The following is a 26,128-nucleotide window of genomic DNA, read 5'->3' on the forward strand; positions in this document are numbered from 1 at the left end:
GGAGAACCATGCGCCGGAGAATCAGCCCAGTTGACAAGCCACGACTCAACCTATCCCGAGGGATGCCCCCTTCAGGTTCTGGCATCCGGGCCGCCTCCTTGTCTCAACGCAACCGGAGGTACCGCCTCCTCGGCCTCCTCCTTATTGGCCTCACCCTCCTTGCTCTGACGGGCTGTGGGGTGCTGGTCCGAGGCGTCAGCAATGGCCTGACCAGCACCCACAACTCGCCCCTTTTCAGGCAGGGGCGGCATGGGCCCCTGGACGAACACGAGCAAAAAGCCGCCGAGACCGCCTGGCACTATTTTGAGAACAATCACAACCCCAAGACGGGGCTTGTGAACTCGGTGGATCGCTACCCGGCGACCACCATGTGGCACACCGGCGATTATCTGGCGGCCATGGTGTCCGCCCGAGAGCTAGACATTATCACCCCGTGTGAGTTTGACGAGCGACTGAGCAGCGTCGTCCATTTTTTAAACACCATGCCCCTTTTTTTCGATCGGCTGCCCAACAAGGTCTACAACACCCAGAGCGGTGCCATGGTCGATTACTCCAACCAACCGGGGGAGATCGGCTGGTCCGCCATGGACATCGGACGGCTTCTCACCTGGCTCTACATCGTCAAGTGCCGGTACCCGATCTTTTCGGAGTACATCGACAAAGCGGTCCTCCGATGGAATTTCTGCGATATTTTAGACAATTGCGGAACCCTCTACGGGGGATTGAAGGTCCACAACAAAATTGACACCTTTCAAGAGGGGCGCCTCGGCTATGAGGAGTACAGCGCCCGGGGATACCAGCTCTGGGGGTTCTCCACCACCCAGGCCTCCAAAATCGAACCGTATGAGATGGCGACCCTTTATGGCGTCCGGTTTCCTTACGACAGCCGGGATGTCCGGGAAACCAACACCTACGCCCCGGTGCTCAGCATGGGATACCTGCTGGATGGCCTGGAGTTCAATTGGGATAAAACCGATCAGCGAAACGGGTGGGACAGCTATCACAGCGAGCCGGACATGGCCCGCATCGCCGATGCGATTTACGAGGTTCAGGAGGCACGCTACATGAATGATCACATCTTCACCGCCCGAACCGACCACCAGGTGGAGGGGCCGCCCTATTTTGTCTACGACTCCATCTTTGCGGCGGGGTACCCCTGGAACGTGATCTCCGACAACGGGCAGCATCATGAAGACCAGGCCCTGGTCTCCACCCGCACGGCCTTTGGCATGTGGGGGTTGTGGAAGACACCGTACACAGACCGCCTCATGAAATTGGTCCACTGCCTCAATGACCCGGAAAAAGGGTGGTACGAAGGACGCCTTGAGAACACAGGGGAGCACATGAAGCTCATCACCTCCGGCACCAACGCCGCGGTTCTTGAGACCCTCTTGTACAAATCTCAAGGCAAACTATCCTCCTGTCCAGACCCCCAGGACGAACGACCGATTCCTTTTTACGATCTTCAGATCACCGATCCCTTTAAAGAGGAAGGCAAATGCCTCCCCCTGGAACGCAAAGGATGCGTCCCGTGACCCCACACCCCCGACATCCCTGGATCCCAAAACAGTGGCGGTGGATTCCCCTCCTCTTCCTCTGCCTCTTCCTTCTGCGCCCTGCCCTCAGCCCGGGCACCACAGAGGCCCCCTGGGATTTCACCCTCTACAGGCAGGGATTGGCCCACTTTAATGAGCAGAAATGGATCGATGCCGCAGAGAACTGGATGGCAACCGGAGACCGCCTCCTTAAAAAATCCCGGAACAAGGCCTCCCTTCGCAAAGCAGGGCTGGCCCATATCTTTGCCACCATTGCCTTTGAAAAAGCCGACAACGCCATGGCCTACACAAGCTGGTCCACAGCGGTCCGTTATTTCCTGGAAGGGCAGACCTCCTGGGAAGCCGAACGCACGGCCCTTCGCCTCTACACAGAGCAGGTCAACGCACGGCTCAAAGCGGGCGTTACCGGCACCCTGCCCTTCTCTGGAAAAAATAAGGAACAGCGGGTGCTGGAGATGGAGGAGACGCTTCACCTGTCCCGTTACGACAGCCCGGTCCAGGGGCTTAAAATACCCGAGGTCAAACCTGTGGAGCCACAAATCAACGTCTCACGACAATATTTCCCCCGCCCTCCGGCCCTGACTGATCAGGTAGCCGACATGCCGGTGGAAGAACGCGCATCCCGCCATGGCACGGAGAGTCCCCCTGCGCCCATCCCGCCTCCAGAGACCGCGATCCCCCGACGGCACATCCAACCTCCCCTGCCACCCCCTGCCGAGGGGACCGCTGCCCTGCCCTCCCAAGCCGAAACCGGCACCCTCGTAGAAGCGCCCCTGCCGCCCCCTGACGCGCCTTCCACCCAGGGGCGGGTGGCCAACAGAATCCGCCCCACCCCGCCAGGCCCTGTCATCCGCGGAGCGGCAAGAGGCCAGGCCGGCCCTCTGACGGACGAAGAGCAGGCCATCGCCCGCACAGCCTGGGGCTACTTCAATGAAAATTACCAGACCAACACCGGAATGATTAACGGAAGCCACGACTACCCCTACGCCACCCTCTGGGATCTGGGAAGCACCCTGGCCGGTTATGTTGCCGCCTTAAAACTCAACCTCATCCCCCCCCAGGAAGGGCAGGCCAAAATCATTCGGCTCCTGGAAACCTTTCAGGTGATGGAGCTCTACAACGACGAACTCCCCAACCGGCAATACAACACCCAGACCGGAGAGATGACAGACCTCAAGAGTCGCCCGACCCACCACGGCAGTGGATGGTCTGCCCTGGACATCGGCCGCCTGCTCATCTGGCTCAAAATCACCGAAGCCTGGTTTCCTGACCTGAAAGAGCCCGTGGAGCGAGTCATTCAACGCTGGACATTTGACCGCCTCGTCATGTACCGGGAGCTCAACAACGCCCTGTACAACGGCCAAACCGAGGTCATCCGGCAGGAGGGACGCCTGGGCTACGAGCAATATGCGGCCATGGGGTTTACACTTCTTGATCACGATGTCCGCCAGGCCCTGGACTATGCCGAGACTCAAAAAATGACCCTCCTGGGCCTGGACATGCTCTTTGACACCCGGGACCGGGCCTTTCTGACCAGCGATCCCTTCGTCATGGCCAAAATGGAGATAGGCGCCATCAACAACACCTTCTCCTCTCTCACCGAGGCGTTCTACGGCATTCAAAAACAACACTGGCTCACAAGCGGAGAGATCACCGCCGTCAACGAAGACGCCTTCGACAAAGAGCCCTGGTTTGTTTACAACTCCCTTTTTTACAATGGAATTCCCTGGGTCTGCCTCGCCCATGATGAAAAACCGGTGCCGGAGCTGGCGACGGTCTCCACCAAGGCGGCGATGGCCTGGAGCGTCCTCTATGATGATGCCTACGCCACGGCACTGCGACATCACGTCATCGGCCTGAGACATCCAAAGGATGGCTTCTATGCAGGGGTCTATCCGGACGGCGAGGTCAATCCTGCAAAAAATATCAACACCAACGCCGTCATTCTCGAAGCGATGCTGTACCTGAAGCGAAACCGAGTGCCCTTCCTTCTCTCACCGGATTGATGGACCGGTGACGGGGCTGTTCGTCTCCGTCGCCCCTTTTTTACGAAAAAGGATTATCTACATTAAGGAGTCACCCATGCCCCACACAATCAACTTGAACCTCGACTACGACAACCCCATCAAAATTGCCGAAAATATCTACTGGGTGGGCTTCTACGATAAAAAGAGCGGTCTCCACTGCAACCCCTATCTCATTGTGGATGGGGATGAGGCCGTGGTCATTGACGGGGGAAGCCGGCCTGATTTTCCCACGGTGATGACCAAAATTCTTAAAACCGGCACCAACCCCTCGGATATCCGGGCGCTGATTTACCACCACTACGACCCGGACCTCTGCGGCAGTGTCTCCGATTATGAGGACATCATCGAACGCGATGACCTGCGCATTATGTCCACCCTTGAAAACAATTTTTTCATCCATCACTACGGCCCGTCGTCCACCCTGGTGGACATCGCTAAATACAACGACCGGTTCACTTTTTCATCGGGCCGGACCCTGCAATTCGTCCGGACGCCTTATGCCCACAGCGCCGGAAGTTTCATCACCTTCGACGATCAGAGCGGAGTCGTCTTTACCAGCGATCTGTTCGGAAGCTACGGCACCCAATGGGATCTGTTCATCCTGTTAAAAGAGATCTGCAAAGAGTGCATCGGTCATGCCGTGTGCCCCCATGGACAAGAGTACTGTCCCATCAAGGACATCCAGAAGTTTCACCAAATGATCATGCCCTCGGGAAAAGCCCTGCGCCACGCGGTTAAAAAAATTCTAGAGACCCCGGCTGGCATGGCCGCGCCCCAGCACGGGAGCGTGATTCCCATGGGAAAAGACCTGCGTATCATCGGGGCCCGCCTCTTGGAGTTAAACAAAGTAGGCATCGACCGTATTGTCACTGAAGAGGGAGACAGCTGATGGATATCGAAGAACTGGGAATGCCCGAGCTCAAAGGTTTCAAACTTAAACGGGACATGGCTTTCAATGTCTTCAAGGCGGCGGTGCGCTACCGCACCGAAAAAAAAGACCATGACTTAAACAACCGGGTCCTGAAAACCATCCTCGCCCATTTCTCCCAATCCCAACGGGAACTCGCCACCTTAAACCAGCAGATGTACGACACCCAGCAGGAGCTGGAGAGTGATCTGAAGGTCGCGGCGGGTATCCAGGCCAGCCTTCTGCCGCAGGCGGCCCCCGATGTGGAGCAGCTCAAATTTGCCTGGAAATTTTTTCCCTGCCAGAGCATTGGGGGTGACATCTTCAACGTCTTCCGTCTCGATGAGGACCATATGGGGCTTTACATTCTCGATGTCAGCGGCCATGGCGTGCCCTCCGCCCTGGTGACCGTCTCCGTCTCCCAGCGGCTCAATGCCCAGAACGGCATGCTGGTGAAACGAAAGCAGGAGGACCCTCCCCGTTATCGCATCACCCCCCCTTCCGAGGTCCTTCAAATCCTCGATGAAGAGTACCCGATGGAACGTTTTGATAAATATTTTACGGCGGTGTACCTCGTCATCAATTTCAAAACAGGACATCTCACCTACAGCAACGCCGCTCATCCAGCCCCGGTCCTGCTTCACCCCGACAGAGACTATACTCTCCTGCGGGAAGGAGGCACCATCGTGGGCATGGGAGGGGTGCTCCCCTTCGATGAAGAAACGCTTGAACTGCAATCTGGAGACAAACTCATCCTCTACACAGACGGCATGACCGAATCAAAAAATGAAGAGGGAGAATTTTACGGGGACGTGCGCCTGCAAAACTTTCTGGAAGCCAATAAAAACCTTCCCATTGCAGAACTCCTCACCACGGCCCACGAGCACATGATGGCCTTTGGAAAACACATGCCCTTAACCGATGACATCACCATGCTGGGGGTTGAATTTGTTTAAACCGCCCCTCTCTATCGCCCTGAGTCTCCTGCTCTGTCTTTCCCTTCTAAAAACCAATCTCTGCCGGGCAGAGACCCTGGAAGAGATCTATCAAGCGGCCCTCACCTCATTTTCCATGCCCCTGCGTGACCTCATGGAAAAAGAACACCCCTCGGAGTGGCGCAATCTCTTCTCAGGCCTGAGCGGCAACATAGGCGTCACCTTCCCCTTGAAAGACACGATCCGGGAATCCAGAGGCATTGACGGCGATCAGAGTGGGGAGGGCTTTCGAAAATCTACCCTGGGGGCCACCTTCAAATACAACCCCTTGAGCTACTGGTTTGCCTCTGTCACTTTCAACGGCTATCTGGACTTTGATCAAAGCAACCCCTGGTGCCCGGACTGCCAGGCCCCCTGGGACCCGGATTTTTCCTACACCTTCGGCTATGACGACTGGCACCCCTATACCTTCAGCCTCACGTATGCCAACTATGGAGGCAACCGCCTCAACCCGGACCGCGAAAAAAAAGAGAAGGTCACCGACTTTTCTGGCGGTGCCTTCTCCCTGGGTTGGAAATTTCCCATTCCCCGCAGCATTGAAGAGCTCTTCATCGTCCACTCCACCGGAGGGCTGGCCGGAGGCCTGAACTACTCCCTCACCCCCAACTACTCAGATCTGGCCTCTCTTACGGAAAAAAAATGGAAACAAACCCTCTCTCTCTCCCTTAAATACACCATCCACACCTGGTGGTATGTCAACCTCACCTGCAACTACTATCCCGAGCCCGATCAACAACAGCCCTGGGACCCGGATTATACCTACGGATTCGGATTCTTCGACTGGCATCCGGGGACCCTGTCCATTCAGTACAACAATTACTCAGGCAATCGTTACCCCTGGAATCCATCCTCCCCGGATACCGGGACGTTCAAAGACGGCAGCATCTCCGCGGTCTGGTCATGGGTGCTGTAACCCCTTCCATCCGAAAGCCACAGGATGGAAGCACCCGTTACTCTGTTTCCACTTTTTCAGCGGCCCGATTCTCCCGAGTCACCCGGCCCGACATCACCGTCCGTTCCCGCAGCACAATAAAATAGGCCAGCAGGGCCACCTTTCTCTCCCTGTCCATCTCCAGGTCCAGCACCGAGAGAACCAGATCCGCCATATCAGCCGCATTTTTGGACACCCCGGAGGCAATTCGAATCTTGGACATCCCTTCCGAAACCCCCTTCAACATCTCCTGGTACATCTCATTGGACATCCGGAGTTTAAATTCCGGGACCACAGCATAGGGGACCACATTGGACGACAGGACCCCTGCCAGGCAAAAGACCTGCTCGTCCTTATCGTCACGTTCTTCCAAAAGTCGTTGCACCTCGCCCGCAGCCATGTCCGGTTCCATGCGGTTGGAGATAATGTAATCCAGGGCGGCATCAATCGTCTCCCCCACCTTCCCGGTCAATTCACGGATTCGCTGCTGGGAGAGCCCCCCCCCGTAGATAGACTCCCCCGTTCTGAACTCGGGAAGCCGGTAGTGGGTCATGAGTTCCTTCAGGGCCACCGGTTGATCCTCTTTTTCCAGGGCGGACCAGAAAGCCACAAAGGCATCGGCATGATGCACCAGGCTTTCGGCCTTCCCACCGATGAGTTTCGTTAAGGTCTCCTGCATTTCATCATTCATCGCTGCCCTCCCATTCATCCCCTCCAAGGGGATAGGTCTGCTGAATCCCGATCATATGAAGCCATGGCCCGACACCGAGCCCTGGCCGTCACACCTTGCGTCAGACGGCGAAAATCATCAAAATAATCGATCAATGGAGACATCGGCCGAAAAGGAGAGAAACGCGATAGCCCGGACATTTCACGAGTTGGGTGCGCTCATATGCAAGGCATCAAAATAGGTGGCCGCTTGAAGTGAGGTGACGCCCCGTTGAAAAAATCGAACAAATCCCAAGCCATTCAACAGGTCATATATTTACGTATTGTATCTTTATTTCAATTTGTTGGCAAGTTATCAGGGATAAAAAGAGCCGCCCCAAAAGCAAAAACCTTGCACACAGGACACACCCTTCCCCCAGGGCGAGGTGCTGTGACCAGGTCTCCTTCAAAAACTCAGGGGAAACCTGGTTAAAGGTTTCCCCTGTCTTGATGGCTTCGTGCCCTTATCGAGTGCGCATGTCAATGACGCCCATTGCCGCTTCCACCATTCCCGTTTCCGCCACTGCTTCCGCTACTTCCGCTGTTCCCACTGCTTCCGCCGTCGCTACCGCTCCCACTGTGGCCCCCGGAGGAACTGTTGCCGTGGCCTCCAGAGGAGCCCAGTTCAGAGGCCGTCGCCCCGTTTCGGATGGAATAGGTGTAACGATGCATCATCCCTTCGCCATCCCCTTGCCCCATCTGGGAGGTCACCATATGACGAAACCGAGCCATGTCAGCGGTGTCATACCCCTGGTCAAGGGCCGCCCCCACCGCCTCGGCAGCCGTATGGGACCGAAGCCGCAATTGAACCATCTCCTTGAGCATCAAGGCGGACTCTTCACAAAGGGCCGGATCTTTGACCCGGTCTCGATCCCTCAGCCTCGTCTTTAAGGTGTCCAGATCACCGATTTCCATCCCGGCCGCCATGGCGTCCGCCACAATCTCCGTCACCGAAGCCGTGGCCCCTTCATCCGGGACAAGCTCATCCGACCAGGCATGGGCATACCGGTATCGCTCACGGACGCGTTCCATGGCCTTGACCATCACCTCGCCCTGAACCCGCTTTGCCAGACCTTCTTCGGCTTTCCGCATAAAAGGTTCGGGGGGTAAGCCTTCCTCGAGGGCGCCACGCAGGGTGCCGATAAAAGCGTCCATCTCGGGCTCCTGGATCCCTTGAGCCTCCATCCCGGAGACAACGGCCTGAATCCGCGTCTCGTCCATACCATGTTGACTCATCCACTGATATTCATGCTGAGACCGTTCACCCACCGTCTCCTTTTCAGCTTCGGCCATTCCCATCGAAGCCACCCCCAGCAGGAGCAGCACGGCAACCAGACACACGTTCATTCGTTTCATTTCTCACCTCCCAGTCCCCACCTGTCAGGGGAATATACACAGGTTTCTCCACCAAAATCGTCAAACTCTCTCCGAGGGCTTGGCGGGATCACCACCTGGCCATCCACACGGTAAAAATACCGGCATTCCCTGTCCACAGGTACCACCACCCGCCAGACCCCTTTACGGCTTTCATCCACCCTCCGTGGCGTATAGCCATCCAGCGAGCAATAAAACATCACCGAGGTGGCATCACGCGCCTTAAGATAAAGGGTGGCACCGCTCTCCTCCTGTTTCACCCAATGGCTGGAGCACCCCGCAATAAATACAGCCAGTAGAAGGATCATGGCTCGCATCAGGCTTCCTCCTTAATCCGCAAAATAGAATTCATCCCCCCGAAATCATCCCCCTCCCGAGCCACCACGGTGGGATCGGGAGCGAGAAGGTCACCGTTCATAAGAAAAGCGTAGCGATGCACCCCAGGGGAGAGATGCAGGGTCAATTCCCAGTATCCCGCAACCCCGACCCGCGTCAGCGCCAGGGGAGACCAGGAGGTGAAATCACCCATTACGGCCACCGTGTCCACCTCCGGGGCATGAATCAAAAATCGATGCGTCACCGAAGGCGGATTCTCAGGAACCAGGGCCAGCACCGAGAGCAACAGAATCACCAGGGAGGCGGCCAGGGCTACGACAGGCCTCCAGGCGACACGCCGACGACGCGGCAGGAGAGGTTCAACCTCCGGGGTCACCCCCTCCATCTGACGCAGAAGGCTCTCCTGGGCGAGGAGTTCCAGGGTCTCATCATAGAACCCACCGTCCTGCCGAACCCCTTTGACAAAGCGCTCTTTTTCATCAAGTTTCAACTCATCGTCGATGAACTGGCTGATTAACGTCGACCCCATCGTCTGCCTCCTTTTCCAGTATCTCCCGCAAATGACGCCGGGCGCGGTGAACCCGAACCTTCACATTGGCCTCGCTCGTTTCGGTAATGGCCGCCACCTCCCGATAGGAGAGGTCGCCTGAAATCACCAGAAGCAAGGTCTCCCGTTCCTCAGGCACAAGCCCAGCCAAGGCCTTAAAGACCCCACGGATCTTCTCATCCATCAGCAGACGGCTCTCCTGTTCCGCCCGGGTCACCCCTTCCGCCTCCTCTTCCCATCGCACCCGGGCCTCTTTTTTCACCACATCGAGAAAAAGATTGCGGGCAATCCGGTAGAGGAGGGTCGGCGTGACGTCGGCTGCCGCGTAAGCCCCCATGCAACGGACAAAGGTCTCCTGGGCGAGGTCGGCCGCCAACTCTCGATTGCCCGAACTCTTCAGCAGGTAGTGATACAGTCCGGTACGGTAACGTTCATATAAGGGGGTAAATGTTTTCATCTGTCTCTTAAACGCCCTTGGCCTGGAATGGTTACACTTTTTTTCTACCGGTCTGCTGACAAGTCATCAAAGCAGCAAACACAGCGCAAGACGCCTCACAAAACCCATTGACAAAGAGAAAAATCCAGAGTGTAATGGCCTCACCTTATTCTCAGGGCGGGGTGAGATTCCCCACCGGCGGTAAGCCTTCAACGGCAAGCCCGCGAGCGCTCTGTCCAGTGTCACACTGGTCAGGGGTCAGCAGATCCAGTGTAATTCTGGAGCCGACGGTTACAGTCCGGATGGAAGAGGATAGGTTGTCCCATGCGGACCACGCATGTGCGTTTACCGCTCATACGTCACCGCTTCGTGATGCCTTTCAATGCGTCGGCAAAGGATGGTCCTTTCGCCCACACCCTTCCGTTAGCCCTGATTCTGGAAACCCTCGGCTCGTTTCATTGCTTTTTGCGCATGCGCAGAATCCTTGTCTCATGAGTCGGGTTAATAAGACTTGGAGGTCTTTCCATGAATCAGAATCTTCTTGAACAGTTCGGTACCCCTATTGAGCGCGTAGAAAAAGCCTTGACCGCCCTTCGAAATGGCCAGGGAGTCCTGGTCGCAGATGACGAAGACCGCGAAAACGAAGGTGACCTCATCTTTGCTGCGGAAACCCTCACCGACGCCCAGATGGCGCTCATGATCCGCGAGTGTTCCGGCATTGTATGCCTCTGCCTCACGCCCGAAATGACGTACACCCTGGACCTTCCCCAGATGGTTCCGAACAACAGCTGCCAGTACGGCACCTCCTTCACCATCAGCATTGAAGCCACCAAAGGTGTCACCACCGGAGTCTCTGCCAAAGACCGCGTCACCACCATCAAGACCGCCATCGCCGAGGGTGCCGTCCCCGACGATCTCTGCAGGCCGGGTCACGTCTTTCCTTTGAAAGCAAAAAAGGGGGGGGTCCTCGAACGGGGCGGTCACACCGAAGCCACCGTGGACCTCTGCCGCCTCTCCGGGCTCAAGCCCACCGGCGTTCTTTGTGAGCTGACCAAAGAAGACGGCACCATGGCTCGTCTTCCCGATCTCGTGGCCTTCGGAAAAAAACATGATATGACGGTTCTGACGGTGGCCGACATCGTCCATTATCGCCAAACCACTGAAGGCAAGCAGGTCGCCTGAACCCGTTGACAAGCCGGGGCATCACGTTATAGCCTCAGGGTAAGATAAAAAGGGTCCTGCTGTCACTCACCGCAGGGCCCTTTATCTTAGCCCGGATATTTCATGAGAAAACGATCTTGCCATAGCAATAAGATGTCATTGCAGGCTGTTTCCTTGAAATACCCGAGTTAGTATGGCGAATAAAGAGGCATCGACAGAAATCGCCGTGACGCCCTCTCCCACGGCCGCACTGTTTTTTCGAGGCCGCCCCCGAGCCTCCAACCGGACCACCAGAGGCCATGACCACCTACTGCATCCATCACCCCCATGAGCCGGCCCACTGGGCCTGCCCCTCCTGCGGCGGAGACTTCTGCAACGCCTGCGTCAAGACAAGCACCCAGCGCCGCAACACCGTCGATCGCCAAACCCAATTCTGCCCGAGATGCAACCGACCGATGACCTGGGTCGGAGCTAAAAATGCCATTGTGCCTTACTGGGAACGGCTGCCCCAATTTTTCCTCTACCCGCTGACCTGGCCCATCCTTGGCTTTCTCGGTCTCCTTGGCAGCCTGAATTTTTTCGTCGATCCCCGAGGCATCCCCGGAATTATCATAGAGCTCCTCAGTTACGCCCTGATCCTTCGATACGCCTATCTCAGCCTGGTGACCACAACCCGGGGAGACCTCTCTCCGCCCCCCATGGGAGGCATGCCCTTAGGCAGCAGCGTCATCATCGTCATGAAACAAACCCTGCTGGTGTTTCTCCTGGCCCTGCCCTACAGCCTTGCCCTGAAATACCTGGGACAAACCCTCGCCTATGGCGTCCTCTTTCTGCTCATCCTCTGCCTGCCGGCCATGGTCATTCTTCTGGTCACCTCCAACCGGGTGTTCCGTGCCCTCAATCCCAACGCCTTTATCCGCCTCGCCTTTCGCATCGGAAAAGGCTACCTGGGCATGTTTGGGCTTCTGATCATCCTCTGGGGCGCACCCACCCTTGTCGTGAACCGCATGGTCCCCCTTTTTTCCCCCCATGTCCTGGGCTTTCTGACCTGCGTCATCAGCGGGTACTATACCCTGGTCTCGTATCATCTCATGGGCTATGTCACCCTCCAGTACCATGAAAAAATTGGCTATGATGTGGAAATAGAGCACTTCTCGGCAGCTCGGCCAGCCACAGGCCCAGCACAGCCTCCCCAGCCCGAGGACCCACATCTCAAGCAGGTCACCTTTCTCTTGAAGGAAGGCCAACTCGAAGAGGCGCTCACATATCTCAGGGACATGAAAAAAGGGGAAAAGAATCTGCCGACACCCGCACTCTCGGACAAATACTTTGCCCTTCTTCAGATGCTGGGTCCTGCAGAAGAGATGGTGGCACACGGGCATGCCCACCTGAAGGGACTCATCACCCGAGACAAAAAAGAGGAGGCGCTGTCTGCCTATACCGCCTGTGTTGAGGCAGACCCTGAATTTATCCCCTCGGCCCACACGCTCTACCATGTTGGCTTGTGGACCAGCGATAAGCGCTCACCTGAAAAAGCCATCGCCATCCTCCAAAGGGCAGTAAAACATCACCCCCAGGATCCCATGATCCCTACCATCTGGTTTCGTGCGGCGCGCATCTTAAACGACCGGCTCCATCAGCATGAAAAGGCGACAAAACTCCTCCAGGGTCTGCTGAAGCAATTTCCTGAGCATGAGATCATCCCCCAGGTCAAAAATTACCTCTCCGTCATCTAGCGTCCCGAAGGGTCCGCTGCACGAGATCCGCTTCGGGAGAATCCGGGAAAGACGCCTGGACAACCCCTAAAATCCGTCGCCAGTCGGCCTCCCGCCCTTTTCGGCGGCAATGGGACGCGTGGCGGATCAGGGCATCCGGCAGCCCTTTCAGGTGGGGTGCCTTTTGCGTAAGCATCAGAAGAAAGCGCTCGGACTCGGACTCACGGCCTCGCGTCCTGAAAACCCCGGCAAGATCAAGGTAAAGGGAAGGGGGCAGCTTCACCTGCTGGGCACGGCTCACATAATCGTCATAGGTGGTGAGCGCCGTCTCCGGGTCTCCGCCATGGTGAATCAAACCGGTGAGCACCTGAACCGTGACCTGATGGTAGGCGGGATCCTGGGGGGTATTGCGGGCAAGGGCATAAAGCTGCTTCAAGGCGCTCGCGTGGCCGGGCTCTTCACGGAGCACCGCCTCCCACGCCTTTTTCGCCCCCCCCACATCCAACCGGGTCATGCACTCCAGGGCCTCATCCATCAAGGGCGTAATCCGATCCTCCTCCGGGGGCGTTTGAAGAACCTCCCGAACCCCCTGCCCGAGCACCCGCGTCAAAAAAAGAGCGCCGAGTCCGCCGGAGAGAAGCCCCCCGATATGAGCCATATATGCCACATGCGCGGCCTCACCCCACACCAGCTGGGCCACCTCACTGGCCACCCACACGGGCAGAAGAAGCCAGGCATGCACCCACACCGTGTTAAAATAAAACCCCAGCGAATAGAACACCCGAATCTTTCGACGCCCAAAGAGAAGCGAAAAAGCCCCCATCAGACCGGCAATAGCGCCAGAGGCCCCCACCAGCGGCGAACCACTGGTAGAGTAAACCCCAATGTAAAGCAAAGCAGCGCAGATGCCGGTAAGCCCATAGCCGATACCATAGGCCAACCTGCCAATCCCCAGCTCGAGGGCACACCCCACCAGCCAGAGAAAAATCATATTGCCCACCAGGTGAGAAAGACTGCCGTGAAGAAACATATAACTCAGAAAAGAGACGGCTTTCGGCCTGGCAGGGATCAGCCCCCACCGCCGGGACATCATCTTGTTCAGGTCCGATTCAAAGATATCGCGATCCAGACGCCACTGCGTATAGGCATCCATGCCGGGGGAGAGAACCCGATCGGCCTTCAACTCCCGCTGAAATCCCTCATCAGCGACCATCAGGCGATAGCACTCGGAGAAAGCCCGGGTTTCAGGGTCTACGGCGTCTTCACACACGGCCCCGGCCCCGTCAAAGGCCCCCAGGTAGTCTCGATATGCGGCCACTTCCGTTATATAAAGGCCTGATTCTTCATAATAATCCATCGCCTGGGAAAAGGCTTCATTTTCGGCATCGTTGGTTGAAAAAAAAATAGCGCAATTCAGAAGAATCAAGGCGAGGGTAATCACAGGCAAGTTCTTGAGATGCAGCTTTCCGGTGAGAGGGACAATCAGCATGAAACGCCTCCAGAAACAACGCAAGTGGGTACAGGTACCCAAACAATGAGGCCGCAGGGCGCGTAAAATTTTCAGCCGGCACGGCATCGCCCCCTTGGACCGTCCGGGGCGAATTATTTTCCAAAATCAGATGGAAAAGCTTACAATGTGATATCGTTCCGTGTCTGGCCTGTCAACCGAAGCCATCCAACCCGGCCTTTTCACCACAAAAAAAGCCCGATGATCCATTTAAAGGAAACACCGGGCTTGGGATATGCAGATTGTGGAGCCAATGCGCAGATTCGAACTGCGGGCCTGCTCATTACGAGTGAGCTGCTCTGCCAACTGAGCTACATTGGCTCGACGTGGACAAAATAGGCGAAAACCAGGGAAGACGTCAAGAAAATTCCATCCCCGTAAAAAAAACCTGTGAACAGCAGCCCCGGGTTCACCCCCATGGGAACGTCCTCCCTTGATTCACCGACCCCTTCCGAAAAACACGCAGCATATGTCTGGACTTCTGAGCGCAAGGGGGATAATAAAGAAGGTGCGCTCTTTTCGGAGCAACCTTCTTCCTCGGCAGATATCCCTGCCACACACAAAGGCCACACCGGTCATTGAATTCTAAAAAAACCCACCGTCGCTCGAATCATTGCGACGAAAGGACGAACACGTGGCATCATCGAAATTTTATGCCGTCGCAATAGGCCGTGTGCCCGGCATTTACACCAACTGGCCCGACGCTCAATCCCAGGTCTCGGGATTTGAAGGGGCCAAATACAAAAGCTTCACCACCCGGGAAGAGGCCGAAACCTGGCGCAAAAATCCCACTTACAATCAGGTGGTCCGAAAGCGATGCAAAGTCAAAGAAGCCCCCACGACAAAGCCTGCCCCCCGCCCCAAACCCGACGGAAAATTACTCCAGATCTTCAGTGACGGCGGTGCCATAGGCAACCCTGGACCCGGCGGATACGGCGTGGTCATCGTAGACGGCAAAGAGCGGACCGAACTCCAGGGAGGCTATGGCTACACCACCAACAACCGCATGGAGCTGATGGGCTGCATAAAAGCCTTGGAACACATTGGTCCCACCAAACGGCCCCTGGTCGTCACCACCGACTCCTCTTACGTGGTCAACGGCATCTCCAAAGGCTGGGCCGAAGGCTGGCGCAAAAAAGGATGGATCAAATCGGATGGCAAGCCCGCCGTCAATACCGACCTCTGGGCCAAACTCCTCGACCTCTGCGCCACCCTCTCCGTCCGCTTTCAATGGGTGAAAGGCCATGCCGGCCACCCGGAAAACGAACGCTGCGACACCCTCGCCAATACCACCGCCCGAAGCGGCAAAAACCTCGATCTTGATGTGGGGTATGTCAGGTCCCTGTAAGCCCCCTTGAGCATGGCCGATAACACGGAGCTAGCCGATTCGAGCTTCGATCCATTGGGTGATATCGGCCACGACCTCTTCCCGACCGAACTCATTGAGAATTTCATGGTAAAACGCCGGGTAGACCTTCAGGGTCTTGTCCTCTGAAGCGATGGTGGCATGCATGAACCGGGACGCCTCGGGGGTCACGATCTGATCATCCCCCCCATGCAAAATCAGGCAGGGGTAGGCATACGCCGGTAATTTTTCCATCAGCCAGGTCGCCCCGTTGATAAAAACCTCACCCAGAAGCTTCTGGCAGGTCTCTTTGAGAACCAGGGGATCGTTGTCATAGGCATCCACCACGGCCTTATCCCGACAGATGACGGCAGAAAGGGCATTGGGAACCTTAACGCGGGGCTCATTTTGAAAATCGATGTCCTTAAACGCTTCAAAGAGAGGCAAAACCGTAACGGCAGCGCCGGAGAGGATCTGCCCGGCCAGCTTACCCGGGTATTTCACCCCATAAGCCCCTGTAATAAATCCGCCCATGCTGTGCCCCAGCATAAACACGGGGAGGCCGGGATTTTCCGCCCTCGCCTTTTCCACAAGGCGATCTGCGTCATCGATGAATGCGTGAAAATCATCCAGATAACCCCGTTCCCCGCCTGATCGCCCATGCCCCTGGTTGTCAAAGCGATAGACACTGAAGCCTGACGCATTCAGCTCCTGGGCCACCCCATCATACCGACCGAGGTGTTCGGCCAGCCCATGAACGATAACCACGACGGCCCGCGGGGCTTTCACCGGGTTACTCACCACAAATATATCCACTTTCGGGGTGCTGGACGGTATCATTGTTTCCACTGAATCAGACGGCATAAGATGAACTCCTTGAGTTAAGAATGGCATTCACAGGCCTGAAGCCCTCGGGCCTCATCCTTACCTACGCCTTTTGTTCAAAATGTCAAACGGCTCCTGCCAGCAACACTCGCCCGTACGAGGGTGGCTCGTCTTGACATTGCACAAAACCATCCTTCATAGCCTGCATACTCCCCGATGACCCTCTATGTAAATTTCGTGAACCCCCGCTTTTGCTTTTTCCCTACCCCATCTGTGCCTATCTGTGACATCTGTGGCCCGCCTTGATTTTCTTTTTTCAAAGAAAATCAGGAGACAGGCAAAATATGCTTGAGTTGTCTGTGCCGTCGACATGTTCTTTGAGCTGAATCGTTCCCCAAAAGCCATCATTCACCGTTTACAGTTCTCCTCCGACCCTGATATTCCCTGTTGTTTTTTGGCCTTTAATGAGTTGCTGTGGTATGAAAAAAAGGGCCTGGTTTAATAATAAGCATTTCAGGGTAACTCTGGCCGGGGCAAACCCCCGGCAAAAAAAGCCGCGACGGAGCACGGCGCGCCCAGGAGGGTCCCGTGGTGCCTTCACTCCACCTTCAAAAATGTAACCCTGTTTTGAACCAGGCCAAAAAAGTGACAATTTTTCAAAATGACACGGTGAGGATCAGCGACAGGCCATGAAACTTTCAGCGCGAATGATCAAGGCGGGATGGAATATTGTCCCCGAACGGGATGGCTCTTACACTGTCCATGCATCCAAGGCCCGAAAATGCATATTTTCCCCAGCCACAGGCCGCTGGTCTGTGCCCCTGGCACGGCTGGAGCAGGCCCTGGCGTCAGACATGGAAGAGATTGCAGCGCACACGCTCTCCCCCATGATCACCGCCTCCAAGCTGACGGCCCTCGACCACACCCGACAATCCTCCCAATCCCTTCGCCTGCTCTGCAGCGAGGGCCGGGTGAAGGGCCGCACGGTCTTGCACCTGGGAGCGGGGCGAGAACACGTGGCCCGAAGGGATCTCCTGGCCGCAGGAGCCCGGGAGGTGGCCGACTATGATCCCAATTTTTACCCCGATAAACAGGTGCTGGAACAGACATATGACGTCGTCATCGCCAGCTATGTCCTCAATATCCTGCCCCCTGAGGAACGTCATGAGGTTTACCGCGACATCGAGCGCTGTCTCAAATCAGGAGGAAGGGCCTACCTCACCGTTCAGGGCGTCTGGCCCGTGGAGAACAAGTATCAGATTATCGGCAGACACGCCGACGGCTACCTGATCAAAACCGGCCACAACACCACCTTCCGCAAGGGCTATGATCCCAAAGTTTTTTTAGAGGAAATACGTGGCGTACTGGGAGGCGAACCCGAGGTGATCCGGATGTTTTACAGCAACACCCTCGCCGCCTGGACAAAGACGGAAGTTGGAGGATAGTAGGAAGAGAAGGTCAAAGGCAGACGGCAGGGCCTCACGGCTCATGTCTCCCCGGATCACCAAAAGCAGCCCGCCAACTGGGGGGGGGAGAGAAGACATAAAAAATTTGGCCACAGATTAACGCAGATGGGCACAGATAAGAAAAACAGGTCATGGGGACATGGCACCTACCGATAGGCGAAGGGCACCCTTATGTGACGCGTTGCCGACGGCGTGGGGAATGTGAGGTAGGGTGTGCTTGCGCACCATGGATCAACCGCAACGGCCAAGAAAACTCATAAACGGATACCCCTGACACAGGGCTTGGTATTGTAGGTTTTACCGTCAACGGCAGTTATTAAGTATTTCTTAACAACTGAATCTTCCAGTAGCTCATTATCGCCAAAAATGCGTTTCAGATGCTGATTGATAGCGGGTACAGATACATCATAAAGGGCTGCCATCATCTTCTGAGTCAGCCAGATATTTTCGTCTTCATATCGCATCTCAACGCTGGTTTCTGAGTTGCCACCAGCCGCAACAAAAATCAGATATTCAGCCGCCGAAGATCGAACCATAGACCTCTCTTTTTTCCCGGCCTTCTGTTGGCCCTTGTTTTTAGCCATATTCATTCACCTTCTCCCCAATTTTGATACCTGTTCCGGGACCAGCGAAGGTATTTCATAAGCTCCCAGTTAACGGCATCGGCATCAAAACATTCACTGTCGTAATCGCCACCGGACCACTCCATAAAGCATTCATGCTCTTCATGGGCCGGGTCCTTCAGGGCGTTGCAGAATTCAACGTAACCGGGGACGCCACCCACATCTTCAGGCGGACAGGCTCGTTCGCCCTCAAGACAGGCCAGCTCCGTCCTCAGTTCAGGATCAACATAACGACTGTCTTCGATCACAAGTTCATGTTCCCAGTTGTCCCCGAAATCGTAATCATACACAAAGGTCCGCCCCTTCTGCTTGATCAGATCGACAAGTCGGTATTTCCCACACTCCAGCCCATCGTCTTTACATTCGGGATACTCGGTGTAGTGTTTTTTACCGATCCTGAATCCATGAAGATGGCTGTCTGTCCAGCCCATGACAATCTGAATAACATCGTGCAATCGGTCCAGTGTGATGCTGGCGGGTACCACAAAACGCCGCCAGATTGCCGGTTCTATATCAAGCATTTGTATTTTCAGGAGATACAATCTATCCATCATGTTTCACCTCATAGTTCGACCCGAAGCTTCGTTAACGGGAATCGAGGTAACCATTCAGCTTATATCTCCGGCGGCCCTGCCGCGGGCTAAACTTTTGATCCACCTTCGCCCAAGGGATACGGCGCGACAAGAAAGTTTAACAAACAGGTATTAAGGTGGCACACCTTGCCGCCGGAGGTTTTTTTTTGAGCTGAATAGTTACCTTTTTTTTATCCAATGTCACAAGTATTGTCGTGAGTTTGTCGTAAGTTTTGTCACAAGCTCAAGCCCTAAGAACATAGACAAGCTGATTCGTAGCTCCTTCAGATTTTACAAGTTCCTTGTCCAGCATACCTTTGAGGTCACGCTGCAGACTGCGGCGATTCACATCAAGGCAAAGCCCCTCAAAATCCTGAATGGTCAATTTCTTATTCTCCATCAAAAAGCCAAGTGCTTTCCCTTGACGTTCATTTAAGCTGTATTTCTGTACCAGAACATCCCGGCGAATAACCTGCTCACCGCGTTCCTTGACCTCTATCATCTGGGTTTCAAGGCCGGTCATGAAGTAGCCAAGCCAGCCGGTCATGTCAATTGAACAGTTCCCTGGCATCATCTGGGTCTGCTTCTGGGACAGCCTCACCATTCCACAAGCGTTCGGCCTGATCAAAGGTCAACCGGGTGCCTTCAATATGGGTTGTATGGTGTGCTTCTTTGATCAGGGCTTTGTTTCCCATATCCCGCACCCAGTCATCCGATAATCGAGCAGCTTCCAGAAAACCACGTGCCCGTTCAATCTGCGTGATGGCCGATGTCATACGGTTTGTAATGGTGAATTTAGGATTAAATACAATCATGTGGGCTCTCCCTCGAATGTTACGCTTGCATCCACCAGAATCGCTTTGATTTCCGGGGTCAATCTTGGGCGCATCCGCCGGGGAGTATCACCTGGTCAGAAACACCTTACGAGGGATTCGATTCCGGTCGGCACGAAATGTGGGCAGAGACTGCTGCGCGAAGGAAACGGGGTTAAAGCAACTTGAATACAGGATAAAACTATGGATATCAATGGATTATTTAATGGAATCGCCGAATCAAGGACGTCTTGTTATCCCCCATCAGTACCACGTCCCCAATTCAAGGTTTCCCATAGAGAAAGAGGGCTTACCGACACATCACGCTATCGCGGAACATTTTGTGGCTCATTTTTTAGCAACAATTTTTTTTGTCGCGCACATTTCCCAAAATATGAGCGACAAGCTCTTTTGATGCTCATTTATAAGCGTCTAAAAACGGGGTTCCCCTGATTTGAATATAGACACCCACTATTTACAGCAACGTCTTTGAACGGCACTCGATGCACATGCCAGAGGCATTTTGATGAATTCTAAAAAGCGGGAAAAGGTGATTCTAAAACGGTTTATGCCGGATGCTAAGAGTGATTCCAGATTGATTATACTCACGACAGAAGAGTGTATGGGATTTGTCCAATGTCAAGACGCGACCCCGGTCCCTGAATGACGTCGTGCAACCGGTCCAGTGTAATGCTGGCGGGTACCACAAAACGCCGCCAGATCACCGGTTCGATATCAAGCATTTGTATTTTCGAGAGATACAATCGTTCGTTCATGTCTTCACCTCATATTTTGACCCGAAGCTTCGCTTGCGACCATGTGCCTTCCGGGTCTGTTCTTTTAATGAACAGCAAGCTCCAGCAGGGTATCGGCGATATCATCCGCCCCAAGGTCGATCAATTTTTTGTTTGAGGTCATGTGTCATTCAACCATTCATTCAACCCTCTGAATCCCAGAATTCGAACCCTCTATGTTTTCCCGACACGTAAAATGGGGCGGGGGTTCGATTCCTGCTTGAACACCTGGCCCGAATATTTCATGAGAAAACGACCGGGGCAAGAAGATAATATGTTATTACAGCTGGTTGCCGAGAAAGATATAGACATTTCAAAAATGCAAAATGTAATTCACCATTCTCGACTCGCTTTTCTCACCCTTCGGGCGATCCGAGTGCACCCATCTTCTGCGTTATCAGAGCTTTGAGGTAAACCACTACATCTGCAGCTCTGATGCCTTGAATATGGGTGCACTCGACCCGTGAAATATCCGGGCTGGGGGTGCCTCTTGAAAACCATATCAGAAATAGTCTTGTCGCTAAAAATTGTCATAAACCTGTCGCAAACTTTGTCGTGAAATGGTCGCAAACATTTAAAGGAGTCCATACTCTTGATGATGAGTTGCCCCTTCACTTAAAATAATTTCTTTATCCAGCATTCCTTTGCGGATGTAATTTGACCCGAGGAATCCACCTGCGCCCATGTCAAGAGCGACCCCGATCCCCATGACTACAGATCCTCTGTTTTGAATTCGCTATAGCCTTCGTAGAAATAGCTGACATCAATGCCTTTCATAAACAGGGTGCGGTCGTGGATTTGATCTGTCAGGGCTTGTTTAAGCAGCACTTTAATTTCAACGTCTTTCACGACGCTGCGCTGCATGGCCGAGAGGTATTCCTCTTTATCGACCAGGTTCCAATCGATCACCTGCTTGAGTTCTTCTTTAAGGATGAGGTCGAGCCAGATCCGGGTGGCGCGGCCGTTGCCCTCTCGGAAGGGGTGGGCGATGTTCATCTCCACATATTTTTCGATGATTTCATCAAAGTTGCCCTGGGGCATGGCGTCGATATGCTTTATGGAGGGGGCGAGGTACATCATTGGCGCGAAACGGAAATCACCTTTGGATATATTGACCTCGCGGATTTTGCCGGCAAAGTGATAAATATCTTCAAACAGGTAGGCATGAATAAACGAAAGCCCCGTGAATGTTCCAACGTCGACCTTGGCAATATCACCGGAGTCAAACAATTGCTTGGCTTTTTGCTTGCTGATTTTTTCTTCGACTTTGGCCAGTTCAATCTGATCGGTAATGTTTAATTTGTTTTCAAGGATCATTCAGCACCTCCTTCAATGTCCGCCACGATGGCATCAATATATTCTCTCTACTTATTTTATTAATTCAAACAGTTCTGAGCTATTCTGGACGTGTACTTTGGGCAACATCGATGTCACGCGATAGTTCGGTGGCCGAAACGGCATTCACTCCGGTCATTCTACGGATCATTTTGTCTTTTAACCTTTCTGAATAATGCATGTCTACCTTCAACGCCCCCACAGATGGAATCAGCGGTAACTTGGAGCATGGTACCAAAATTTTTCTTTGGTTTCCAATGGCTCAAGAGAATCATAATTATAGGGAAGGGGTCGCGTCTTGACATTGGACAAAGTATATAACCATACTTCCTGACCTCCATGCCCCCCGCTTTTGCTCCCCCCATCTGTGCCTATCCCGGATATTTCACGAGTTGGGTGTGCTCATATGCAAGGCATCAGAGCTGCAGATGTAGTGGTTTACCTCAAAGCTCTGATAACGCGGCAGATGAGTGCACCCGGCTCGCCCGAAGGGTGAAAAAATTAGACAGAATACCGTGGATTACATTTTGCATTTTTGAAACGACTAAAAATATGACTGCAAAGAACTGTAATTATGAATTGTTCCTTGGTTCTGATTGTTTTCTCATGAAATATCCGGGCTATCTGTGACATCTGTGGCCCACCTTGTTTTTCTTTCTTCAGAGAAAATCAGGAGACAGGCAAAATGCGCTTACCAGAAATCGGATGGATTTCAAGATCTGAGTTGAGCCACTTGACCATCTCTGACGTCATTATCGGCACTGCCACCGCAGATGACGGCGTGGGGGATGTGAGGTAGGGTGTGCTTGCGCACCATGGATCAACCGCAACGGCCAGGAAAACTCATAAACGGATACCCCTGGCACAGGGCTTGGTATTGTAATTTTTGCCGTCAGCGGCAGTTATTCGAAAATTTCGAATAACTGAATCTTCCTGTAACTCGCTGTTGTAGATGGGGGAGAAAATCGAACAGAAAACCGAAAATGACATTTTATGTCTTTCGAGCACCTAATTTTTTCGTCACAACACTCTATAATAAAAATCGTATATTCTTTTGAATTACGGTTTCTCATGAACTCTCCAAGCTAAAATAAGATTCGGCTTTATTTTATCTTAGCCTTGTATCCTGAAATAAGGATTCGGAAAGCAAAAATCAAACAGATTTCAAAAGGGACCGCTTCGATTTCCTCAGACAAGCATTCTACGTCGTAATGCACATACTCTTGGCGTTAACCGCAACAACTTAGAATCAGGCGGCGTCCATTGAATTGCAGTCCAAAAGGCCTGTCAATAAAGGGTTTAAACAATTCAATTTTTGGCAGATACCGTCAAAAGTACCGTCATATTCTTTTATTGTCCATCCTCTGTTTGTAGCTCATCAATAAGCCATAAAACTATTTGTGGCGCACAAAACCCTATTCCATGAGCCACAAAATCACTTGTGGTTATTTCATGAGCCTCAAAAGACCTCACGCCCTTCAGCGATGTTGAGTAGCGAAGGAAAGCTCATTACAGCAGACCTTTGCCCCCTTGCCCCTTCAACAATTTGAATCACACCTGCGTCACGCAGTGTCGGCAATATTCGCTTAGCCGTTGCCTTTGGTATCCCCGCTGATGAGATGAAGTCTGAACTTTTGAAGATCGGCCGCTCAAAAATCCAATCCAAAGCATGAATACCATACTGAGAATGGGTCAACTCGACCAACTCAATCTTCATCCGGTTGTAGAGTTCCAGGATTTGAGTTGCCTTTTGCCCGTTTTCAGTTGCTTGAGCTTGAAGCCCTTTCAAAAAGAAGAAACACCACTCTGTCCAGGCCCCCTCCTTTGAAATGGCAAGCAAGGTGTCATAATAATAATCTCGGTTGGCCTCCAGATAAGCGCTCATATAAAACATGGGTTGTTGAATCAACCCGGCCTGCCACAAAAACAGAGGGATCAACATCCGGCCCAGTCGGCCATTTCCATCCAGAAAGGGATGAAGCGCTTCAAACTCAGCGTGAAGGATCGCCAGCTGTATCAGCTTATCGGCTGCACCTTCATCATGGATATACTTCTCAAACTGCCCCATGGCATCGGGCAGTTTATCCGCAGAGATAGGAACATAACGGGCTGTCTCCTGCGTACACCCTGGGGTGCCGATCCAGTTGGGAACACGTCTGTAAGCCCCCGGAGACTTCCCATGGCCACGCACACTATCCATAAGAACCTTATGGGTTTCCAGAATAACTCTCTGGGAAAGTGGATATTTTTGAAGGAGTTCCATGGCATGACGCATGGCCTTTCGATAATTCAGGACCTCCTGAATATCGTCTCTCTTCTCAGGGGAAAACTTTTTTTCTCCCTCAGCCTCAAACTCCAGCACTTCTCCCATGGTGGCCTGTGTCCCCTCGATGCGTGATGAGAGAACAGCCTCCTGAGTCGTCAAGGGGCTAAGCAACACGGACGCATTGGGAATCGCCGAAAGCAACCCGTCATATCGGGCTACAGCAGCAGCTGTTGGCCCCAGCAAGGGTATCAGCTGGGACCAATCAATATTGTCAGGTGGAAATTTTCCTAAATGATAATGAACTGCCATGTGCCCTCGGTTACTGCTTCTTTGTTCTTCGTTCAATGCATTCGCGAAGCTCATGCCTTAAGCCAGATACTGGGACAAGGCATCACTCAGCCTGCCAACCGATTCCGGTGATGCATTGCAGGATGGCCGCGCCCCGAGCGAACTGTCAAGGCCAGTTTATCATACGTGTCAAGAGTACAGGTTTAGCCCCGGATCCCCCGATGCCCCACAAGCTTACCCATCAAGGGCGTCGCCTTTCTACTCTATCTCTTTCATGATCTTATCAAAATCGCTCTCAAAGAGTCTATCCTGAATAATACGATACGTTTCAAATTCGCTTTCTGCATGGGCCTTTGCCAGCGCGGCACTCACCTTCCCATGGTCTTTGAGCACCTCAAGGTCATCAAACTCCAAAAACATGTCCAGCCGCTTCGCCCAATCCTCCATGGTCATGGGAATTTTTCTTTTTGCACGGTCTTCAGCCAAATCCAGATAGGCGTTGACGATACGGCCCAGTGACTCAATCTCATCTTTACCCAGATAATTCCTGGCAATGGACACATCGGTTTTCACAATTTTCCCATCAGGCGCTTTATCCCAGGATGTCAGCCCCATATTGGTTTGGGTGCTGTCGGCTCGGTGCATGATAAGTTCAGCGGCCGTGTGTCCATGAATGGCAAAGTGCAGCTTGTTCTGGACCTTTGAAAAAAAGGCTTGGGTGGTTGGGGCGTCCTTGTTGTAATCCAGGCTCGTGGCATAAATATCGGTGATCTTCTGGTAAAAGCGGCGCTCGCTGAGCCGGATTTCACGAATCTCTTCCAGAAGGCGTTCAAAATAATCCTCACCAAGGAAGGTTCCATTTTCCACCTAAAAGTTGCAAGCGTCCTTTGGCCGGATATGCAAGGCGCCGGACATGCCGCTGTAGTATTTTACCGCAATTGTCTGGTAACGCAGCAGATCCGGCCAAAGGGCGTTCCCGAAGGGTGAGCCAATTCCGCATTTTCGACTGCCGTAATTTTGATGACCGGCAGAACGCATCATAAACACTCGTAATAGTGGCATTTTGGCCATGACACAAAGCGGTGAGTGCAACTTTTAGGTTCCATGCGCTCTCGATCCAGCACATAGCCCTTGATGGCAAACTCACGCAACGCCTGGGTGGCCCACTGGCGGAATTGAGTAGCTCGAACGGAATTGACCCGGTAGCCCAGGGAAATAATGGCATCGAGGTTGTAGAATTGCGTCAGGTAGCTTTTTCCATCGGAGGCAGTATTCCGGAATTTCCGGACAACTGAATCCTCTTGCAACTCAAAGCTGTTAAAGATGTTCTTCAGGTGTTCACTCACCGTTCGGACATCCACACCAAAAAGTTCAGCCATCAACTTCTGCGTCAGCCAGATGGTCTCATCCTCGTACCTGGCTTCGATGCTCTGCTCACCCGCTTGCCCGGTAAAAATCAGAAACTCCGCCGTGCTGTTGCGGATCAACGGTTTCTTGGTGTCACCCATCTGCGCCATGCTCCCAATTTACCATTTCCCATCGAAATCAAAACAACGTACCGATATAGCATGTTCTATCAGAACATTTTGTGGCCCGTTTTTT

Annotated in this window: 25 protein-coding genes, 1 tRNA gene and 1 riboswitch; of the genes, 9 read left to right on the forward strand and 17 right to left on the reverse strand. The window is 53.5% G+C overall.

Features of this window, described 5'->3' with window-relative positions:
- Positions 1-8 precede the first annotated feature (8 nt).
- From Q1Q75_RS10510 to Q1Q75_RS10530, 5 genes are all read left to right on the forward strand, one after another.
- Positions 9-1,535 (forward strand): DUF3131 domain-containing protein, encoded by a 1,527-nt coding sequence (locus Q1Q75_RS10510; protein ID WP_300670135.1) that lies wholly within the window; start codon positions 9-11, stop codon positions 1,533-1,535.
- The gene (locus tag Q1Q75_RS10515) at positions 1,532-3,562 is read left to right on the forward strand and encodes a DUF3131 domain-containing protein (RefSeq protein ID WP_300670137.1); all 2,031 of its coding nucleotides are present in this window, start codon (positions 1,532-1,534) and stop codon (positions 3,560-3,562) included. Before Q1Q75_RS10510 ends, Q1Q75_RS10515 begins: the two co-directional genes overlap by 4 nt.
- 76 nt (positions 3,563-3,638) lie before the next feature.
- A complete protein-coding gene (locus Q1Q75_RS10520) occupies positions 3,639-4,472 on the forward strand; it encodes an MBL fold metallo-hydrolase (RefSeq protein WP_300670139.1) in 834 nt (277 codons plus the stop codon).
- Complete coding sequence (locus Q1Q75_RS10525; protein ID WP_300670141.1) at positions 4,472-5,446, forward strand: PP2C family protein-serine/threonine phosphatase; 975 nt, start codon at positions 4,472-4,474, stop codon at positions 5,444-5,446. The genes Q1Q75_RS10520 and Q1Q75_RS10525 overlap by 1 nt, the downstream gene beginning before the upstream one ends.
- On the forward strand, positions 5,439-6,398 hold the full coding sequence (locus Q1Q75_RS10530) for a hypothetical protein (RefSeq protein ID WP_300670143.1): 960 nt from the start codon (positions 5,439-5,441) through the stop codon (positions 6,396-6,398). Before Q1Q75_RS10525 ends, Q1Q75_RS10530 begins: the two co-directional genes overlap by 8 nt.
- 37 nt (positions 6,399-6,435) lie before the next feature.
- On the opposite strand, the gene Q1Q75_RS10535 is transcribed toward Q1Q75_RS10530, so the two are convergent.
- The 5 genes from Q1Q75_RS10535 to Q1Q75_RS10555 all read right to left on the reverse strand — a co-directional run bounded on the left by Q1Q75_RS10535 (position 6,436) and on the right by Q1Q75_RS10555 (position 9,838).
- Positions 6,436-7,107 carry a hypothetical protein gene (locus Q1Q75_RS10535; protein WP_300670145.1) on the reverse strand — a complete coding sequence of 224 codons (672 nt, stop codon included), beginning with the start codon at positions 7,105-7,107 and terminating at the stop codon, positions 6,436-6,438.
- Between the two features lie 497 nt (positions 7,108-7,604).
- Positions 7,605-8,480: a hypothetical protein gene (locus Q1Q75_RS10540; protein ID WP_300670147.1), complete on the reverse strand. Its 876-nt coding sequence runs from the start codon at positions 8,478-8,480 to the stop codon at positions 7,605-7,607.
- On the reverse strand, positions 8,477-8,815 hold the full coding sequence (locus Q1Q75_RS10545; RefSeq protein WP_300670149.1) for a hypothetical protein: 339 nt from the start codon (positions 8,813-8,815) through the stop codon (positions 8,477-8,479). The genes Q1Q75_RS10540 and Q1Q75_RS10545 overlap by 4 nt, the downstream gene beginning before the upstream one ends.
- Positions 8,815-9,363 (reverse strand): glycogen-binding domain-containing protein, encoded by a 549-nt coding sequence (locus Q1Q75_RS10550; protein WP_300670151.1) that lies wholly within the window; start codon positions 9,361-9,363, stop codon positions 8,815-8,817. Before Q1Q75_RS10550 ends, Q1Q75_RS10545 begins: the two co-directional genes overlap by 1 nt.
- A complete protein-coding gene (locus Q1Q75_RS10555) occupies positions 9,326-9,838 on the reverse strand; it encodes an RNA polymerase sigma factor (protein ID WP_300670153.1) in 513 nt (170 codons plus the stop codon). The genes Q1Q75_RS10550 and Q1Q75_RS10555 overlap by 38 nt, the downstream gene beginning before the upstream one ends.
- Before the next feature lie 143 nt (positions 9,839-9,981).
- Positions 9,982-10,135: riboswitch (FMN riboswitch) on the forward strand.
- Between the two features lie 207 nt (positions 10,136-10,342).
- Here Q1Q75_RS10555 and ribB point away from each other — a divergent pair.
- Positions 10,343-10,999, forward strand: a complete 657-nt coding sequence (gene ribB / locus Q1Q75_RS10560; protein WP_300670155.1) for a 3,4-dihydroxy-2-butanone-4-phosphate synthase — start codon at positions 10,343-10,345, stop codon at positions 10,997-10,999.
- 278 nt (positions 11,000-11,277) lie between these two features.
- Entirely contained in the window at positions 11,278-12,714 is a 1,437-nt protein-coding gene (locus tag Q1Q75_RS10565; protein ID WP_300670157.1) for a tol-pal system YbgF family protein, read from the forward strand.
- Here Q1Q75_RS10565 and Q1Q75_RS10570 read toward each other — a convergent pair.
- Both Q1Q75_RS10570 and Q1Q75_RS10575 read right to left on the reverse strand, forming a co-directional pair.
- Entirely contained in the window at positions 12,707-14,182 is a 1,476-nt protein-coding gene (locus Q1Q75_RS10570; protein ID WP_300670158.1) for a rhomboid family intramembrane serine protease, read from the reverse strand. The genes Q1Q75_RS10565 and Q1Q75_RS10570 overlap by 8 nt on opposite strands.
- Positions 14,183-14,445: 263 nt before the next feature.
- Positions 14,446-14,521: transfer RNA gene (locus Q1Q75_RS10575), tRNA-Thr, on the reverse strand.
- A gap of 313 nt (positions 14,522-14,834) precedes the next feature.
- Here Q1Q75_RS10575 and rnhA point away from each other — a divergent pair.
- Positions 14,835-15,548 (forward strand): ribonuclease HI, encoded by a 714-nt coding sequence (gene rnhA / locus Q1Q75_RS10580; RefSeq protein WP_300670160.1) that lies wholly within the window; start codon positions 14,835-14,837, stop codon positions 15,546-15,548.
- A 30-nt stretch (positions 15,549-15,578) separates the two neighbouring features.
- On the opposite strand, the gene Q1Q75_RS10585 is transcribed toward rnhA, so the two are convergent.
- On the reverse strand, positions 15,579-16,409 hold the full coding sequence (locus Q1Q75_RS10585; RefSeq protein WP_300670162.1) for an alpha/beta hydrolase: 831 nt from the start codon (positions 16,407-16,409) through the stop codon (positions 15,579-15,581).
- Positions 16,410-17,059: 650 nt separating this feature from the next.
- Between Q1Q75_RS10585 and Q1Q75_RS10590 the strand changes: the two genes are divergently transcribed.
- Positions 17,060-17,815, forward strand: a complete 756-nt coding sequence (locus Q1Q75_RS10590; protein ID WP_300670164.1) for a class I SAM-dependent methyltransferase — start codon at positions 17,060-17,062, stop codon at positions 17,813-17,815.
- A 275-nt stretch (positions 17,816-18,090) separates the two neighbouring features.
- On the opposite strand, the gene Q1Q75_RS10595 is transcribed toward Q1Q75_RS10590, so the two are convergent.
- The 9 genes from Q1Q75_RS10595 to rhuM (Q1Q75_RS10635) form a co-directional block, all read right to left on the reverse strand.
- Positions 18,091-18,426: a hypothetical protein gene (locus Q1Q75_RS10595; RefSeq protein WP_300670166.1), complete on the reverse strand. Its 336-nt coding sequence runs from the start codon at positions 18,424-18,426 to the stop codon at positions 18,091-18,093.
- Entirely contained in the window at positions 18,423-19,013 is a 591-nt protein-coding gene (locus tag Q1Q75_RS10600; protein WP_300670168.1) for a plasmid pRiA4b ORF-3 family protein, read from the reverse strand. Before Q1Q75_RS10600 ends, Q1Q75_RS10595 begins: the two co-directional genes overlap by 4 nt.
- 262 nt (positions 19,014-19,275) lie before the next feature.
- Entirely contained in the window at positions 19,276-19,605 is a 330-nt protein-coding gene (locus Q1Q75_RS10605) for a hypothetical protein (RefSeq protein ID WP_300670170.1), read from the reverse strand.
- A complete protein-coding gene (locus Q1Q75_RS10610) occupies positions 19,580-19,846 on the reverse strand; it encodes a hypothetical protein (protein ID WP_300670172.1) in 267 nt (88 codons plus the stop codon). The genes Q1Q75_RS10605 and Q1Q75_RS10610 overlap by 26 nt, the downstream gene beginning before the upstream one ends.
- Before the next feature lie 602 nt (positions 19,847-20,448).
- A complete protein-coding gene (locus Q1Q75_RS10615; RefSeq protein WP_300670174.1) occupies positions 20,449-20,619 on the reverse strand; it encodes a hypothetical protein in 171 nt (56 codons plus the stop codon).
- Between the two features lie 729 nt (positions 20,620-21,348).
- Entirely contained in the window at positions 21,349-21,954 is a 606-nt protein-coding gene (gene fic, locus Q1Q75_RS10620; RefSeq protein ID WP_300670176.1) for a protein adenylyltransferase Fic, read from the reverse strand.
- 1,477 nt (positions 21,955-23,431) lie between these two features.
- Entirely contained in the window at positions 23,432-24,601 is a 1,170-nt protein-coding gene (locus Q1Q75_RS10625) for a Fic family protein (RefSeq protein WP_300670178.1), read from the reverse strand.
- Positions 24,602-24,784: 183 nt separating this feature from the next.
- Positions 24,785-25,393: a RhuM family protein gene (gene rhuM, locus Q1Q75_RS10630; protein WP_300670180.1), complete on the reverse strand. Its 609-nt coding sequence runs from the start codon at positions 25,391-25,393 to the stop codon at positions 24,785-24,787.
- Positions 25,394-25,563: 170 nt separating this feature from the next.
- A complete protein-coding gene (gene rhuM / locus Q1Q75_RS10635; protein WP_300670182.1) occupies positions 25,564-26,034 on the reverse strand; it encodes a RhuM family protein in 471 nt (156 codons plus the stop codon).
- Between the last annotated feature and the right edge of the window lie 94 nt (positions 26,035-26,128).

Origin of the sequence: Desulfoluna sp. (genome assembly GCF_030145185.1) — a bacterium.
Lineage (GTDB): Bacteria > Desulfobacterota > Desulfobacteria > Desulfobacterales > Desulfolunaceae > Desulfoluna.

What these genes read in the sequence shown, in the direction of transcription:
- Q1Q75_RS10510 (WP_300670135.1), top strand. Translation starts at nt 9, where the DNA reads ATGCGCCGGAGAATCAGCCCAGTTGACAAGCCACGACTCAACCTATCC.
- Q1Q75_RS10520 (WP_300670139.1), top strand. Translation starts at nt 3,639, where the DNA reads ATGCCCCACACAATCAACTTGAACCTCGACTACGACAACCCCATCAAA.
- Q1Q75_RS10525 (WP_300670141.1), top strand. Translation starts at nt 4,472, where the DNA reads ATGGATATCGAAGAACTGGGAATGCCCGAGCTCAAAGGTTTCAAACTT.
- Q1Q75_RS10535 (WP_300670145.1), bottom strand. Translation starts at nt 7,107, where the DNA reads ATGAATGATGAAATGCAGGAGACCTTAACGAAACTCATCGGTGGGAAG.
- Q1Q75_RS10540 (WP_300670147.1), bottom strand. Translation starts at nt 8,480, where the DNA reads ATGAAACGAATGAACGTGTGTCTGGTTGCCGTGCTGCTCCTGCTGGGG.
- Q1Q75_RS10545 (WP_300670149.1), bottom strand. Translation starts at nt 8,815, where the DNA reads ATGCGAGCCATGATCCTTCTACTGGCTGTATTTATTGCGGGGTGCTCC.
- Q1Q75_RS10550 (WP_300670151.1), bottom strand. Translation starts at nt 9,363, where the DNA reads ATGGGGTCGACGTTAATCAGCCAGTTCATCGACGATGAGTTGAAACTT.
- Q1Q75_RS10555 (WP_300670153.1), bottom strand. Translation starts at nt 9,838, where the DNA reads ATGAAAACATTTACCCCCTTATATGAACGTTACCGTACCGGACTGTAT.
- ribB (WP_300670155.1), top strand. Translation starts at nt 10,343, where the DNA reads ATGAATCAGAATCTTCTTGAACAGTTCGGTACCCCTATTGAGCGCGTA.
- Q1Q75_RS10565 (WP_300670157.1), top strand. Translation starts at nt 11,278, where the DNA reads ATGACCACCTACTGCATCCATCACCCCCATGAGCCGGCCCACTGGGCC.
- Q1Q75_RS10570 (WP_300670158.1), bottom strand. Translation starts at nt 14,182, where the DNA reads ATGCTGATTGTCCCTCTCACCGGAAAGCTGCATCTCAAGAACTTGCCT.
- Q1Q75_RS10585 (WP_300670162.1), bottom strand. Translation starts at nt 16,409, where the DNA reads ATGCCGTCTGATTCAGTGGAAACAATGATACCGTCCAGCACCCCGAAA.
- Q1Q75_RS10590 (WP_300670164.1), top strand. Translation starts at nt 17,060, where the DNA reads ATGAAACTTTCAGCGCGAATGATCAAGGCGGGATGGAATATTGTCCCC.
- Q1Q75_RS10595 (WP_300670166.1), bottom strand. Translation starts at nt 18,426, where the DNA reads ATGAATATGGCTAAAAACAAGGGCCAACAGAAGGCCGGGAAAAAAGAG.
- Q1Q75_RS10600 (WP_300670168.1), bottom strand. Translation starts at nt 19,013, where the DNA reads ATGATGGATAGATTGTATCTCCTGAAAATACAAATGCTTGATATAGAA.
- Q1Q75_RS10605 (WP_300670170.1), bottom strand. Translation starts at nt 19,605, where the DNA reads ATGATGCCAGGGAACTGTTCAATTGACATGACCGGCTGGCTTGGCTAC.
- Q1Q75_RS10610 (WP_300670172.1), bottom strand. Translation starts at nt 19,846, where the DNA reads ATGATTGTATTTAATCCTAAATTCACCATTACAAACCGTATGACATCG.
- Q1Q75_RS10615 (WP_300670174.1), bottom strand. Translation starts at nt 20,619, where the DNA reads ATGAACGAACGATTGTATCTCTCGAAAATACAAATGCTTGATATCGAA.
- fic (WP_300670176.1), bottom strand. Translation starts at nt 21,954, where the DNA reads ATGATCCTTGAAAACAAATTAAACATTACCGATCAGATTGAACTGGCC.
- Q1Q75_RS10625 (WP_300670178.1), bottom strand. Translation starts at nt 24,601, where the DNA reads ATGAGCTTCGCGAATGCATTGAACGAAGAACAAAGAAGCAGTAACCGA.
- rhuM (WP_300670182.1), bottom strand. Translation starts at nt 26,034, where the DNA reads ATGGGTGACACCAAGAAACCGTTGATCCGCAACAGCACGGCGGAGTTT.